Origin of the sequence: Aeromonas sp. ASNIH7 (assembly GCF_002903485.1) — a bacterium.
In the GTDB taxonomy this organism is placed as follows: Bacteria; Pseudomonadota; Gammaproteobacteria; order Enterobacterales; family Aeromonadaceae; genus Aeromonas; species Aeromonas caviae.
The window spans coordinates 3,599,054-3,613,098 of the sequence record NZ_CP026226.1 but is presented as its reverse complement, the minus strand read 5'-3'; the positions used below and the strand labels follow the sequence as shown (position 1 = coordinate 3,613,098).

Below are 14,045 nucleotides of genomic sequence, written 5' to 3'. Positions count from 1 at the left end.
TATCATAAACTTACTTAAGAATGCATCAAGCATAGAAATCGATTCCGGCATCGTTTGCCGATTCCACCAGCAGCGTGAGGTTGCGAGCGCTCCCCTCGGCCTCTCTGCCATCGCTGCCGCCGCCATTTCCCCCCTGTCGCCCCTGGTCACCGAAACCGGACTGACCCTGGGAGGATGACTGCCCCTGCTGCTGGAAGGCTTGCTGCTGCGCCTGTTGTTGCACCACGGTCTGGCCGAGCTGGATCCCCTGCCCTGCCAGCATGTCGCGCAGGCGCGGCATGGCCTGCTCCAGCATCTCACGGGTCTGGCCATGCTGCACCACGAAGTGCACGCTGGCCTGGCTGGAGGCATCCATCTGGATTTGGATCTTCATCTTGCCAAGCCCCAGGGGGTCTAGCTGGATCTCCGCCTGTTGCAGCTTGTCCGCCAGCATCAGGTTCACCTTGTGGTGCAGCTGCTCGGGGGCCTCAGGGGTCGCCAGCTTGAGGTGGGGCAGGCTCTGGGGCTCTCGTCTGACGGTCGCCTCGGCCAGCGGTCGGTTCTCGCCGACCTGGCTCTGTGCCTGATGCAAAGGCTGGCTCCCCTCGGCGGGTTCACTGCCCTTGACCTCCATCCCCGACTGTTTGCCCAGCTCATCGAGCCGGGACTTGTCCACCGCGGGCTTCACCGACACGGCAGCGCCGGCGGCCACCACGGGGGCGCTCTCCATCTGGTCCAGGCCCGCCGAGAGAGCCGTCAGGGGGGCCTGTGCCCCCAGGGATTCATGACGAGCCAGGATCTGCGGCGCCACCTGCACGGGGGCCGTGTCCTCCGTCGTCACGGGCTGGCTGCTCCCTGCATTCACCGCAGGCTCGGCCCCTGCACGGGCTCCCTGCCCGCTCGCGGCCTCAGCCTGTCTGGCCTCACCGGCGACAGGGGCGTCCTTCTCTGCCCCTGCCGCCGTCGCGGGCGGGGCGGACTCCGGTGTGGCTGCAGAGGCCGGCCCCTGCGCCACCGTCCGGATCACGCCATCGCCATAGGCGCTGGTGGCACGGGAAGCGGTTGCCCCCTGTCCGGCCGACGTCAGGGGATTGGCCACCTGTGCCTCTTGCGATGAGTCAGCCCGGGTGACAGTGGGAGCCAGGGCGTTTTCTCCTGCCACCACTTTGGCGAGCAGGGCAGCACGCTCCTGACCCGAGAGAGGGGGCTCGACCCCCTTGGCATCCGGCTCCGCTCCCTTGCCTGCCATGGGCTGGCGGGTCGCTCCGCCCTGGTCAGCCACGGCAGTGTCATCAGCCAAGGGGGGCTCTTCGGCCCCCAGCGGCAGAGCACCCTGACCGCTTGGCACGGCGCTGGCGCCTTGGGCAGCACCGTGGATGGCTTTCGTTTTGTTCCCTTCATGCTGACGCTCTGGCGTCATCTGCGACAGGGAGGCGCTCCCCTCTGCCGCCTCCACGCTCTCTGCCATTCCCACGTCCTTCGCCATTCCCACATCCTCTGGCACCCCAGGCGCAGCTGCGCCAGGCGGCAAGGGGTTGCCGTCCACAGGCGCCGCCGCCTCACCGGCCATGGCGGGCGATGTCGGGGGCACCACCAGGCTCACATCCTGGCGCAGGGAGGCTTGCAACTGTTGCAGGAAGTCGTCGGGAGGCAGCTCGCCCTCGTCGTCCGCCCCCTTCGAGGAAGACGCGGACTCGGTGGCGGGCTCGTCAGACGCCAAAGATTTGGCAGCCGGGGCAAGCCCCTCCCGGGCGCCCTCGGCGGGCCCCTGGAGTGGTGGATTGCCCTGACTGGCTGGCGCCTTGCCCATCAGCTGGGCCATGGCCATGGCTTGCGAGAAGGCGGCCTTGCCCTCGCCTGACGGCTGCACGCCCCCTTCGCCCCCGACGGTGGGAGCCAGCAGGGTGGCGCTGCCATCGGCAGAAGGCGCCTGGGGGAGAGTGCTAATCAAGGGGGTCTGTATCATGCTGGGATCCCTGACGACGATTCGGTGACGGCCGCACGTGCGGTCATGGCTTAGCCCATCGGCCTCGCATGACCGGAAGAAAGCAAATTACAGGCCAGATTGGTGATAACGACGCAGGATGGCGTAGTCATCCAGCATCTTCTGCTCCTGGCGCTGGGCCTTCTGGCGCACCTTGTCCGCCTTCTTCTCCAGCAGCAGCTCGACCGCCTTGCGCCGCTGCTGGGCTTCGAGCCACTGGGTGCGGCACTCGGCCAGCGCCTCGCGCACCTGCAACACCCCTTGGTACTGCTGGGTCGCCGCGTTTTCGAGCTTGTTGATGAAGGCGTGATACTGGCTGTTCTGCTGGGGGCTGATCCCCTGCAGACCGCGCTCCGTCCACTGCTGGTGGTAGATCTGGCGATACTGGTTGAGGGCGTTTTGCTGATCCATGAACAGCTTGAGATCCTGCTGGGCCTTGGCCAGCGCCATGGCGGCCTGCTGTTCGGCCTCCTCCAGCCGACTCGCCAGCAACGTCAATCCTTTACTCATAAGGGCTCTCCACCGGTCAACGCATCAGGGGCATGGCCACCAGTTGCAGGGATTGCAGGCCTTCATCGTAGTGAATGACCTCGCGCATTTTCTGCTGCAAGAACTGATCCAGATAGGGTTTCTGGATGATGGCCCGGTCGATGCGCGGATCCGATCCCTGGCTGTAGGCGCCGATGGTGATGAGATCCCGGTTCTGCTGGTAGAGGGAGTAGAACTGCTTGAAGGTGCGCGCCAGCTCCATGTGCTCCGGTGAGGTCACCATGGGCATGACCCGGCTGATGGATTTTTCGATGTCGATGGCCGGATAGTGGCCCGCATCCGCCAGCTCCCGCGCCAGCACGATGTGGCCATCGAGGATGGCCCGGGCCGCGTCGGCGATGGGATCCTGCAGATCGTCCCCCTCCGTCAGCACGGTGAAAAAGGCGGTGATGGAGCCCTGGCCGTCACTGCCGTTGCCGGCCCGCTCCACCAGCGCCGGCAATTTGGCAAACACCGAGGGGGGATAGCCCTTGGTGGCCGGCGGCTCCCCCACCGCCAGTGCAATTTCCCGCTGTGCCTGGGCGTAGCGGGTGAGGGAGTCCATCAGCAGCAGCACGTTGAGCCCCTGCTCGCGGAAATACTCGGCGATGGCGAGCGCCGTCTCGCACCCCTTGAGGCGCATCAGCGGCGAGGCATCGGCAGGGGCGGCCACCACCACGGCGCGCTCGCGCCCCTCGGCGCCGAGGATCTCCTCGATGAACTCCTTCACCTCCCGGCCCCGCTCGCCGATGAGGCCCACCACGACCACATCCGCCACCGAGCCCCGGGTCATCATGCCAAGCAGCACGGATTTACCGACACCGGAGCCGGCGAACAGCCCCATGCGCTGACCCCGGCCCACGGTGAGCACGGCATTGATGGCCCGTACCCCCACGTCCATGGGCTGATGGATGGGGCGACGGGCCAGAGGATTGATGCGGTGCTGGGCGAACTGCACCGTCTGGGACGAGAGGATGGGGCCGAGCCCGTCCAGAGGTTGGCCGATGCCGTCGATGACCCGGCCAAGCAGACTCATGCCCACCGGGATGCCGTGATCTTCGGTGACGGGCACCACCCGGGCGCCGGGAATGACCCCCTTGAGCTGCTCGCTCGGCATCAAGAACAGGCGATCCCCGGCAAACCCCACCACCTCGGCCTCCAGGGCCCCATCCTGTGTATCGATGCGGCACAGGGAGCCGATGGCGGCGCGGCAGCCAATGGCTTCCAGGGTCAACCCCACCACCCGGGTGAGCTTGCCCGCCACGGGCGGTATGGGGGCCTGCTCGCGAACCCGGTAGCCTTTAAGCCGATCAAGAAGGGGTTCCGTCATGTCGCCTCCGACGATGAGTGCCTGATGATGCCGTCAGCAGGGCGCTGCACGACGGGTTCGAACCGGGCCATGGCTCAGCTCGCGTTGTCACGCAGGAAGTTGCGCAGCAGCTGATCGATGCGCCCGGAGAGGGTGAGATCGATGCTGGAAAGCTCGGTGGCCAGTTGCAGATCGCCGGGGGAGAAGGTGGGCTCGCTTTGCAGCCGCCAGTGGCGCCTGGCGCACTCCTCGGCGCCAAAGGCGGCCTCTACCCGGGTCACATCCTCCGGGTGCAGCATCAGGGTGACCCCCTGCTCGGCGGCAGGGAGCAGGGCCAACCCCTGCTTGAGGGCCTCCAGCAGCAGCGTGGGGGAGGTTTGCGCCTCATGGCGGATGAGGGCGCGGGCGAGCTGTTGTACCAGGGCGATGAGCTGCTGCTCCACCGCCTCGTCCATCTCGCCAAGGGGAGTGGCCAGGCGTGAGACCAGGGCTTGCCAGCGGGCTATCTCCAGCTCCACCTGCTCCCGCCCCATGGCGAGGCCCTCTTCCCTGCCCTGCTCCAGCCCGGCCTGGTGGCCCTGCTGCAAGCCTTCGAGCTTGCCCTCTTCCAGCCCCTTGGCAAAACCGGCCTCGCGCCCATCGCGCATCCCCTCTTCCCAGGCGGCCTGACGAATCGCCTCCACCTCTTCGGCGGTGATGCTGGGGGCGGGTTCTTCGGGTTGTTCTTCCGGCAGGGCCGCATCGGCCTGCTCCTGACGATACCAGTCAGGAGCCAGCCCCAGGGCATTGGTCTCGACCTCGGCTTCGGTCTCCATCTCTGGCCAGCCCCAGGTCTCAATCTGCGCCGTGTCGGACTCGGGCCTCAGATAGCCGCGCAGTTTGCTGTTCTTGTCATTCATGTGCCGAAGAGACTCCTATCGAGGGCCGGGTACAGGGGCCGACATCATCGCACATTCCATGGCCCATGGCTTAGAGGAACTCTTCGCCACCACCCGCCCCCAGCATGATCTCGCCCGCATCCGCCAGGCGGCGCGCCGTGGAGAGGATCTCCTTCTGGGCGGCTTCCACCTCGGAGACCCGGATCGGCCCCATGGCCTCGAGGTCGTCCGCCAGCATCTCGGCGGCCCGCTTGGACATGTTCTTGAATACTTTTTCCCGCATCTGGTCGTCCGACCCCTTGAGGGCTCGTTGCAGCAGATCCCCGGGCACTTCCCGCAACAGGGTCTGGATGCCCCGATCGTCCACGTCGATGAGGTTTTCGAACACGAACATCAGATCCTGGATCTGCTGGCTCATCTCCTCGTCCGACTCGCGGATGGAGTCCATCAGCTGCCCTTCGATGTTGGTGTCCAGGTAGTTCATGATGTTGGCCGCCGCCTTCAGGCCGCCCATCTTGGCCGCCTGGGCACCGGCCGCACCGGCGAACTGTTTCTCCATGATGTCGTTGAGCTCCTGCAGCGCCGCCGGTTGCACCTCTTCGAGGTTGGCGATGCGCATCACCAGATCCAGGCGCACCTGCTCCGGGAACTGGCTCAGGATCTCGGCGGACTGCTCCGGCTCCAGATAGGAGAGGACGATGGTCTGGATCTGCGGGTGCTCGTTCTGGATGATGCTGGCCACCTGGCGGGCATCCATCCATTTGAGGGAGTCGAGGCCGCGGGCGCCTGATCCCAGGATGATCTGATCCACCAGGTTGCTGGCCTTGTCCTCCCCGAGCGCCGCCACCAGGGCCTTGCGCACGAAGTCTTCACTGCCGATGCCGATGTTGGTGTACTTCTGGATGTCGTCGATAAATTGACGATGCACCGCCGCCACCCGATCGTGGCTGAAATCCGACATGGAGGCCATGGACATGCCGAGCCGCTGCACCTGCTTGGGCTCGAGGTGGCGGAAGATCTGGGCCGCGTCCTCCTCGTTGAGGCTCAGCATCAGCACCGCCGCCATCTCCATGCCGCCCATCTGATCCAGGATCAAACGCTGGCTTTCGGTGATGTCGTTGCCGGTGACCTGGCTTTTATTCTCTTCAGGCATCTTTGGTTACCCATTCTTTGATGACCTGGGCGGCCAGGTCAGGTTCGTTCGCTACCAGGGCGCGCACGGCCTTGAGCAGATCCTCGTCACGGTGCAGGTCAGGCAGCTTGAGCTGACCATCCCGCAGACCGAATACCGGTTCGGCCTCGGCCTGGGCGGCCAGCAGGCTCAGTTCGTCGTCGCCACCCAGCACGGTGTGGTTGTCGAAGTCCAGCTCCCCTTCCGGCTTGGCGTCCGGGTAGAGCAGGCGCTTGAGCATGGGCCGCACCACGGTGACGATGAGCACTATGATGACCAGCACGGAGGCGGCGATGCGCACCGCGCGCCAGAACCAGGGCTGCTCGTAGAGAGGGATGTCGGCCACGGTCTCGAGTTCCGGGCGGTTGAACGGAATGGCGACCACCTCCAGAGTATCCCCCCGGGTCACGTCAAAGCCCAGACCGCCGCTCAGCAGACGGCGCAGGGTATCGAGTTCGGCCTGGCTGCGGGCTTCCCGGGTCACGGCACCGTCGGCACCGGGGATGGCCTTGTAATCCACCGCTACCGACACCGTCATGCGGCGAATGCCGCCCTGCTGGCGCCGGATGTGGCTGACGGTGGTATCCAGTTCGAAGTTGCGGGTCGCTTCCTTGCGGGAACGGCCGGAAGAGGCGGTTCCTTCTGCGCCGGCAGCCTGCTCGGGAATGTTGGACGCGGCGGGCGGCTGGTTGGAGAGGGCGCCGGGCACCCCGCCGTTGCTGCCGCTGGCGCTGTTCTCTTCCATGGTCATTTCGGAGCGCACCGCCGGCAGGTCCGGGTTGTAGGTCTTGCGGGTCTGTTCCTGCTGGGAGAAGTCGAGGGAGAGATCCACCTCCGCCGTATAGTTGTCGGCCCCCAGCACCGGGATCAGGATGGCGTCAATTTTTTGTTTGTATTCGAGCTCCTGCTTCTGCTGCATCGCAAACTCCTTGCGGGTCTGGGCAGAGAGGGGATCCTGGGAGCCGGAGTTGAGCAGGCGACCGTTCTGGTCGGTCACGGTGACGCGGGTCGGCTCCAGACCGTGAACGGCGGAGGCGACCATGTCGACGATGGAGTCCACCTCACCCTGCCCCAGGGCGTTGCCCTTGAGGCTCAGGACCACGGTGGCGCTGGGCTTGCGTTCGTTGCGGGCGAACACGTTGTCTTTGGGAATAGCCAGCAGCACCTGGGCCTTGGCGACGTTCTGGAACTGCTCGATGGCGCTCGCCAGCTGGCGCTCGCGGCTCAGTTTCAGGCGCTCGCTCTCCATGCGCTGGCTGACGCCGAAGCTGGAGTCCTTGAGCAGGATGGCTTCGCCGTCGTTGCTGGCGTCGCTGTTATTGGCCAAACCGGCGCGGGTCAGGCGCAACCGGATGTCCGCATAGTTTTCGGCACTGACCAGCACGCTCTTGCCATCCACCTGATAGGGGATCTTCTGCTGATCCAGGTAATCCAGGGTGGAGACCAGCTCCTGGGTGGTGAAGGTGCCGAGGGGACGCATCTCCGGCTCCTTGCCCCACAAGAGGATGAAGACAGCGATGGCCAGACAGATGGTCAGCCCCAGGATCAGGGTGATCTGGCGCAACACATCGGTGTTGGACAGGAAGCCCAGCGCCGAGCTCTTCTGCTCGTGCTCGTCGAGGGCGGCCGCCCCCTCGTTGTTGATCAGCAGATCGCCGTTTTGATCAGTTGCCACGGTTTATGTCCTTGTTGCTGACATGTTCATGATGCTCGGTCGCCATGGGCCCGAGTTACACCGGCATGTTCATGATGGTCTTGTAGGCATCGACCATCTTGTTGCGCACCTGCACCGTCGCCTCGAAAGCGATGGAGGATTTCTGGCCGGCGATCATCACCTGGGAGAGATCCACCGACTTGTCGCCGAGATCGAAGCGGGTACGCAGATCGTTGGCGGTGCCCTGCAACTCGTTGACGTTGTCCAGGGCCTGTTGCAGCATCTGGCCGAAATCCGAGCTGACCGGACGACCGGGCTGGGTCAACGGCGTGGCACCGGCTTCCACCTTGAGGGCCTGCATCTCTTGCATCAGGCTGCTTGCGCTAATTTCCATCTTCCCTTCCCAGACAAATCATTGACACTGACTGGCTTGAAGCAATAAAGGTGCCAACCAGAGCGAGATCTCGAGATCAGGGATAAAAGCGGGGCGCGATCAGGCCGGCGGGCACCGGCCATCCGGGGATCAGGTCGCAGATCCGGGGGGATCGCCCAGCCGCCGCCGCAGGTAGATGCTCTGCTTGTCCCACTCCCGGCGGTGGGCAGCCATCCGCTCCTGTTCGGCCTCATGGGTCATCTTGCTCTCCTTGTCGCTGGACTCTGTGCGGCGCCCATGAAAAAGAGGGCCCAAGGCCCTCTTTTTACTGCAAATCCCGACAAGTAAACAGGGTGCATCTCTAGCCATCCATGAAAGACCGGGTCAGATTGGCAGGGGTTACTTGTTCAGGTCATCATCCAGCCAGTACTTGGAGCCCGAGATGTTGGCGTCCAGCAACAGCCCCTTCTCGCCAATCTGGTAGATAGCCATGCCGCCATTGTATTTGGCGGTGAGCTCGGCGCTCTCCTTGCCCGCCACGGCGCCCACCTCGGAGGTGGCTTCCCACCCCTTGCTGACGAAGGCATCGAACCTCGCCTTGTCCTCGAACAGGATCACCTGCTGGTAGAACTTGCCGCCGATCCCGGCCGCAAGACCGGCACCGAACATCTTCATGTAGGTGTGCTTGTCACTGGTGCGATTGACGGCCACCCCGGCCCCCTGATTGGTGTGGATCATCAGGGAGAACTTGCGCGAGTCGAACACCGCATAGCCATAAGCCTTGTCAAACAGCAACTTGGCCGAGGGCTGCTCGTTGAACAGCCGCACCAGGGCGGTATCGGCCATGGTATCGAGGGCGGTTCTCGCCTCCTCCGGGGTCTTGGGCTCGAGCATGGTGTCGAGCTTCTTGTCGGCGGCGGTCAGCCACTCCTTGCCGGTGGCCGCGCTCTCTGCCGTCCAGGCCCCCGCCTTGTTGTAGGCCTCGGCCCCCCAGCTGGACACCGACTCCCAGGTCTCCTTGGAAAAATCGGTGATCCCCTTCCACGCCTCCTTGCTGGTATCGCTCACCGCGGTACCGAGTTCGGAGGCGGCCTCCTTCAGCTTTGCCCAGTCGGCCAGACCGGGGGTTGAGGCCAGCGCCAGTGCCGTGGCTATCACCAGGAATCGAATCTTCATTGTTTCCACCCTCTGTGATGAGTCGAAGGTCACAGTAGCAGATCTGGCGCCAGCCCGTTAAGAGCATCCCCCCGGCGCGGGTCAGACGCTGACGCGCAGGGTCTCAACGAAGCCGTTTGCCCTGACCGTCCACCACCTGCTCGCCATCCTCCTTGGCAAACGCCCCTTGCTGCGGGTCGGGCAGGATATCGAGCACCACCTCCGACGGGCGGCACAGCCGGGTGCCGAGGGGGGTGACCACGATGGGCCGGTTGATGAGGATGGGGTGGGCCAGCATGGCATCGATCAGTTCGTCATCGCTGAAGCGATCTTCTGCCAGCCCCAGCGCCTCGTAGGGGGGCACGTTCTTTCGCAGCAGATCGCGCACCGGCATGCCCATGGCGGCGATCAGGGCCACCAGCTCGTCGCGGGAGGGAGGTGTCTCCAGATAGTGAATGATGGTGGGCTCCACACCGCTGTTGCGAATCAGCGCGAGGGTGTTGCGGGAGGTACCGCACTCCGGGTTGTGATAGAGGGTGATTGCACTCATTTGCCTGTCTCTCATGACTCAAGTGAATAGAAATGGGTTAGCGGCCATCCGTTAGCGCCTTAGTCCCGCCTCGTACCAGGGTTTGCTGGCGTTAACCACCCGCACCACCAGCAGCATGACCGGTACCTCGATGAGCACCCCGACCACGGTGGCGAGCGCCGCGCCGGAATGAAAGCCGAACAGGCTGATGGCGGCAGCCACCGCCAGCTCGAAGAAGTTGGAGGCCCCGATCAGGGCGGAAGGGCAGGCCACCGAGTGCTTCTCCCCCACCTTGCGGTTGAGCCAGTAGGCGAGCCCGGAGTTGCACAGTACCTGGATCAGGATGGGCACCGCCAGGAGGGCGATAACCAGCGGCTGCTCGATGATGGCGTTGCCCTGGAAGGCGAACAGCAGCACCAGGGTGAGCAGTAGGGCCGCCACCGACCAGGGCTGGATGCGGGTCATGACGCCGTCAAAATGGGCCTGCCCCTTTCTCAGCAAGGCCTTGCGCAGCAGCTGGGCGAGGATGACGGGGATGACGATGTAGAGCACCACCGAGGTGAGCAGGGTATCCCACGGCACTATGATGCTGGAGACCCCGAGCAGCAGCGCCACCAGCGGGGCAAAGGCAAACACCATGATAAGGTCGTTCACCGCCACCTGTGACAGGGTGAAGTAGGGATCACCGTTGGTGAGGCGACTCCAGACAAACACCATGGCGGTGCAGGGGGCTGCCGCCAGCAGGATGAGGCCCGCCACGTAGCTGTCCAGCTGATCCGCCGGCAGCCAGTCGGCAAACAGCACCCGGATGAAGAGCCAGCCGAGGAAGGCCATGGAGAAGGGCTTGACCAGCCAGTTGATGAAGAGGGTGACCCCGATTCCCTTGAGGTGCCCCCTCACCTGATGCAGGGCGCCAAAATCTATCTTGAGCAGCATGGGGATGATCATCACCCAGATAAGCAGCCCCACCGGCAGGTTGACCCTGGCCACCTCCATGGCGCCGATGGCCTTGAAGAGACTCGGCAACCCCTGCCCCAGACCAATGCCCACCAGGATGCAGAGGGCGACCCAGGCGGTCAGATAACGTTCAAAAAAGCCGATGGCAGGGGCTGCCTTGGCCTCACAGCTTGCAGACATGATGACTCCCGGTGCGATCCACGCTCGCACCCCAAGTTGAATAGATAAATGGCACGGCACATGGGCATCGACAGCCCGCCCTGGCCCGCTACGACTCGCCGCAGCAGGGCGACGACCCCTCGGCGCGGGAAGCGCTGCCGGGCCCGGCGGGCAGCAGGCCGCACGCCTCGGGATGACCGGCGCAGCACTCCTCGGTGAGGTAGGCGATCACCCCCAGCATCAGGGGGATGTTGGCGCGATAGCGCAGAAAGCGCCCCTCCTGCTCCACCGACAGCAACCCGGCGTTGAGCATCCCCTTGAGGTGAAACGAGAGGGTATTGGGGGCGATGTCGAGCTCGCCGGCCAGCTCCCCCGCGACCCGCCCCTCCAGCCCGGCCTTGACCAGCAGCCGCCACACCTCGAGCCGGATGCCGGAAGCCAGCGATTCAAAGACCTTGGTGGCCGTCTCTTTGTTCATGGGTCTCCCTCTTGGATGCTTTATTTCAACTATACAAGAATTATTGAAATGATCAAAACACCACCACCGAGCCGGCATCGCGACGGGACGGGCCGCCAGAGGAGCCGCCCCGGCCATGTCGTGCCCGCCAGCGGCCTCATGTCAGTCATACGGCTAATATCTGGCCTCTCTTTATAAGGCATTCTTATGACCTTACCCCGGACAATCCTCCCGTTGGCCGCCCCGCCCACCGCGGCGCCCTGCCCCGCCGCAAAGCCGCAATGCCGCAGAACAACCCCCGGCGCCGGATGCACCAAAAGGCGATGAAACGAGAAATGGCCCCAGGGCCCCGCCGTCAGATGACGGGGCCTGGGGAATCCGGGAGAAGCCGGGGAGGAGAGAGAGGCGCAATCAGGTGATCACGGGATCCCGATATTGCCGATGGATGGCACAAAACGCCTCCCGGCTTTGCAGCGCCGCCGCGACGCAGACAGGGTCGAACTGGCTGCCGGCATGGGTCTTGAGGTATTCAAAAGCCGTTTCGAGGGGCCAGGCCTGCTTGTAAGGGCGCTCGCTGGTAAGGGCGTCAAACACATCTGCCACCGCAACGATGCGGGCTTCCAGGGGGATCGCCTCCCCCGCCAGTCCTTCCGGGTAACCCTGACCGTCGAAACGCTCGTGGTGGTAGGCGATGATGTTCTTTAGCATGTCGGTGTGATGGATGCCGTCGAGGCCGAACTCGCGGATCATCAGGGCGATCATCTCTCGCCCCTTGAAGGGGTGGGTCTTCATCACCCCGTACTCCTCGGCCGTGAGCTTGCCCGGCTTGAGCAGGATGGCGTCGGGCACCGCAATCTTGCCGATATCGTGCAGCTCGGAGAAGAGGTGAATGAACTCCACCTCCTCGTCACTCAAGGGGTAATGGGCCGCCACCTCCCTGGCGATGAGCCGCGAATAGGCCGACATGCGGTGCAGGTGATTGGCGGTCTCCTCGTCCCGGTAGCGGCTGAACTCCCGCACCGTGGTCAGGGCCCCGTTCAGGGTCTGGATGGAGAAGAACTCCACCGCGATGATGGCCGCCAGGATCTGGGCATAGGCCGCCAGCTCACCGCAAATGGCGCCATCGAAGTAACCGGGCTCTTTGGCATCGCAAAACAGAAAGCCGAACAAGCGACTGTTGAGCAGCAGCGGCTCGGTATAGCTCGACGCGTACCCGGCCGCCAGCACTTTGCGGCTGTGCTCGGAGGGGGAGCCCAGCAGGGAATCCAGGGTGTCGAGCACCCTGGGCTGCTGGTGTTCGGCCAGGTAGCGCAGGGAAGGCACCTCGCTCAGCCTGACCTCGTACTGCAACAGCGGCGAGCCCCCGTCCGTGCTGTGGGCAAAGGTCTTGAGCTGGTCCGTCTGCGGGTCGTAGATGGCGATCGCCACCCGGCTCAACTTGTCAAACCGCTGCCTGAGGGTGGCGTGCACGTTCTGCACTTTCTCACCAAATGAACTCTCCATCCCGCACATCCTTCTGATAGGCCTGTTGGGAGTATAGTGACACCCGTTTTGCCCCTCCTGCCAAATGGTGACGGCGCACAGGGATCGTGATCCCGCCCGCACTGGCGACGGCCCCCTCCCTGCCCGTGGTCATGTCACGCCCGCCCCACCCCGCGTCCCCGGGCAAAGAGATTGTTCGCTTCCGACGTGTCGGCTGTATAGTTTTTGGTTAGCCATTCCGGTAAAATCCGCGCCCTTGAATAAGAGCCACCTAAGAGTGATTGAGCGATGTCCAACACAAAACAGGCCCCCAAAGTAGGATTCGTCTCCTTGGGTTGTCCTAAGAGCACAAGACCAATCCATAGCTAATACAGTCAGTCAGGCTTGTGCTGGCGGTATCCCATCACTGTGCTGGTGCTGAAAGTTGTAGTACTGATATGTCGCTTCACACAGGGTCATGTCTCCCGTTACCTAGGAGGTGTTCGTCCGATCAACCATCAGGATACCCCGAACACGCTCAAGCTCTGCTCGACCGCATCAGCCGCATCGAGCATGGAATCCTGGCTTAACGCCTAGGCTAGGATGTTATGTTGGGTTGACCGACATTGAAGAGGTGCTTAATGAAGCCCGCCCCCATGGAGACTCATAGGGGGATTAAAACGCTGATTGACGCCAGTTATAATCCAAAACAAGCTGAGGCAGTGTTGGCATTACTTTACTAGGTCCAGCGACAAATGCGCCCGCCGCTGTGGCAAACCACGATGAGCGAAGAGCGGTGATCTTCCGTTGGCAGACATCAGGGCTGACGCAACTTGTCTCAAACACAGCCTCTTTTTGGAGGGCGCAATCGTGTTGTTTACCACGTTAAAGTACATATTTTGGGGATGAGCATGCTGGGTGGCTCAACGCCCCCAGATTTGTTCACGCTTCTTCTGCACACAAAGACCAATATCGAATCTATTCAGATAAGTTCAAGGTGCCGGTTAATCAATCCAAAATCAGCAACTGGTTCATAGCCTTTCTCTGAAAACATCAGTGCACCTCGCCGCTGCTCTTTCAGATTTGCTATGGCCTGAAAAAAGCAACTCTCGCACAGGTGAACCTCGTAACTTTCGCCATCGTGCTGAGTTCCATAACCCCAGTGGGCACTCAATGTGCCAAACTCGATATTGCTAACAGCCCCCTCTGTTTGGCAACTCTCTTCACAAACATCACAGCGAATATCGCTGATTACCTCGACCTCTTTTTTGGTCATGATTTTCATCTTTTGTTACTCCATTCATGCAACATCTGCGAATCAACTGCATCGAGTCCGCAGGTTGACCACTTCTCTGCATTGATGATTGCGCGTGATGGTCTCTCTAACTTGTGCCACTGCCGCTCTATGTGATTCACCCAAGGGCTGTAGACTGGCTGGAATACCAGGCATG

At 63.1% G+C, this 14,045-nt stretch carries 13 protein-coding genes and 1 pseudogene; all 14 read right to left on the bottom strand.

Features of this window, described 5'->3' with window-relative positions; genetic code table 11:
• Positions 1-25 precede the first annotated feature (25 nt).
• Entirely contained in the window at positions 26-1,945 is a 1,920-nt protein-coding gene (locus tag C2U47_RS17045; protein ID WP_043154479.1) for a flagellar hook-length control protein FliK, read from the bottom strand.
• A gap of 87 nt (positions 1,946-2,032) precedes the next feature.
• Complete coding sequence (fliJ, locus tag C2U47_RS17040; RefSeq protein ID WP_039039911.1) at positions 2,033-2,473, bottom strand: flagellar export protein FliJ; 441 nt, start codon at positions 2,471-2,473, stop codon at positions 2,033-2,035.
• A gap of 16 nt (positions 2,474-2,489) precedes the next feature.
• A complete protein-coding gene (gene fliI, locus C2U47_RS17035) occupies positions 2,490-3,821 on the bottom strand; it encodes a flagellar protein export ATPase FliI (protein ID WP_043154477.1) in 1,332 nt (443 codons plus the stop codon).
• A gap of 74 nt (positions 3,822-3,895) precedes the next feature.
• Positions 3,896-4,699 (bottom strand): flagellar assembly protein FliH, encoded by an 804-nt coding sequence (gene fliH, locus C2U47_RS17030; RefSeq protein ID WP_042878970.1) that lies wholly within the window; start codon positions 4,697-4,699, stop codon positions 3,896-3,898.
• 70 nt (positions 4,700-4,769) lie between these two features.
• The gene (fliG, locus tag C2U47_RS17025; RefSeq protein WP_010673917.1) at positions 4,770-5,831 is read right to left on the bottom strand and encodes a flagellar motor switch protein FliG; all 1,062 of its coding nucleotides are present in this window, start codon (positions 5,829-5,831) and stop codon (positions 4,770-4,772) included.
• Positions 5,824-7,524 carry a flagellar basal-body MS-ring/collar protein FliF gene (gene fliF, locus C2U47_RS17020; protein WP_010673916.1) on the bottom strand — a complete coding sequence of 567 codons (1,701 nt, stop codon included), beginning with the start codon at positions 7,522-7,524 and terminating at the stop codon, positions 5,824-5,826. Before fliF ends, fliG begins: the two co-directional genes overlap by 8 nt.
• A gap of 55 nt (positions 7,525-7,579) precedes the next feature.
• The gene (fliE, locus tag C2U47_RS17015) at positions 7,580-7,897 is read right to left on the bottom strand and encodes a flagellar hook-basal body complex protein FliE (protein ID WP_029314161.1); all 318 of its coding nucleotides are present in this window, start codon (positions 7,895-7,897) and stop codon (positions 7,580-7,582) included.
• A 378-nt stretch (positions 7,898-8,275) separates the two neighbouring features.
• Entirely contained in the window at positions 8,276-9,052 is a 777-nt protein-coding gene (gene befA, locus C2U47_RS17010; protein WP_103261774.1) for a beta cell expansion factor BefA, read from the bottom strand.
• A 103-nt stretch (positions 9,053-9,155) separates the two neighbouring features.
• Positions 9,156-9,581: a glutaredoxin-dependent arsenate reductase gene (gene arsC, locus C2U47_RS17005; protein ID WP_089503660.1), complete on the bottom strand. Its 426-nt coding sequence runs from the start codon at positions 9,579-9,581 to the stop codon at positions 9,156-9,158.
• 51 nt (positions 9,582-9,632) lie between these two features.
• Complete coding sequence (gene arsB, locus C2U47_RS17000) at positions 9,633-10,697, bottom strand: ACR3 family arsenite efflux transporter (protein WP_103261773.1); 1,065 nt, start codon at positions 10,695-10,697, stop codon at positions 9,633-9,635.
• Positions 10,698-10,785: 88 nt separating this feature from the next.
• On the bottom strand, positions 10,786-11,154 hold the full coding sequence (locus C2U47_RS16995) for an ArsR/SmtB family transcription factor (RefSeq protein ID WP_039039917.1): 369 nt from the start codon (positions 11,152-11,154) through the stop codon (positions 10,786-10,788).
• A 390-nt stretch (positions 11,155-11,544) separates the two neighbouring features.
• Complete coding sequence (locus C2U47_RS16990; RefSeq protein WP_039039918.1) at positions 11,545-12,636, bottom strand: HD domain-containing phosphohydrolase; 1,092 nt, start codon at positions 12,634-12,636, stop codon at positions 11,545-11,547.
• Between the two features lie 940 nt (positions 12,637-13,576).
• Positions 13,577-13,879, bottom strand: a complete 303-nt coding sequence (locus C2U47_RS16985) for a hypothetical protein (RefSeq protein WP_042878961.1) — start codon at positions 13,877-13,879, stop codon at positions 13,577-13,579.
• A gap of 33 nt (positions 13,880-13,912) precedes the next feature.
• Positions 13,913-14,040: pseudogene (locus tag C2U47_RS23800) on the bottom strand (IS630 family transposase); the annotation flags it as partial.
• Between the last annotated feature and the right edge of the window lie 5 nt (positions 14,041-14,045).

Coding starts and splice junctions, on each gene's coding strand:
- C2U47_RS17045 (WP_043154479.1), bottom strand. CDS start 1,945: ATGATACAGACCCCCTTGATTAGCACTCTCCCCCAGGCGCCTTCTGCC.
- befA (WP_103261774.1), bottom strand. CDS start 9,052: ATGAAGATTCGATTCCTGGTGATAGCCACGGCACTGGCGCTGGCCTCA.
- fliE (WP_029314161.1), bottom strand. CDS start 7,897: ATGGAAATTAGCGCAAGCAGCCTGATGCAAGAGATGCAGGCCCTCAAG.
- fliJ (WP_039039911.1), bottom strand. CDS start 2,473: ATGAGTAAAGGATTGACGTTGCTGGCGAGTCGGCTGGAGGAGGCCGAA.
- C2U47_RS16990 (WP_039039918.1), bottom strand. CDS start 12,636: ATGGAGAGTTCATTTGGTGAGAAAGTGCAGAACGTGCACGCCACCCTC.
- fliH (WP_042878970.1), bottom strand. CDS start 4,699: ATGAATGACAAGAACAGCAAACTGCGCGGCTATCTGAGGCCCGAGTCC.
- fliG (WP_010673917.1), bottom strand. CDS start 5,831: ATGCCTGAAGAGAATAAAAGCCAGGTCACCGGCAACGACATCACCGAA.
- fliI (WP_043154477.1), bottom strand. CDS start 3,821: ATGACGGAACCCCTTCTTGATCGGCTTAAAGGCTACCGGGTTCGCGAG.
- C2U47_RS16985 (WP_042878961.1), bottom strand. CDS start 13,879: ATGAAAATCATGACCAAAAAAGAGGTCGAGGTAATCAGCGATATTCGC.
- C2U47_RS16995 (WP_039039917.1), bottom strand. CDS start 11,154: ATGAACAAAGAGACGGCCACCAAGGTCTTTGAATCGCTGGCTTCCGGC.
- arsC (WP_089503660.1), bottom strand. CDS start 9,581: ATGAGTGCAATCACCCTCTATCACAACCCGGAGTGCGGTACCTCCCGC.
- arsB (WP_103261773.1), bottom strand. CDS start 10,697: ATGTCTGCAAGCTGTGAGGCCAAGGCAGCCCCTGCCATCGGCTTTTTT.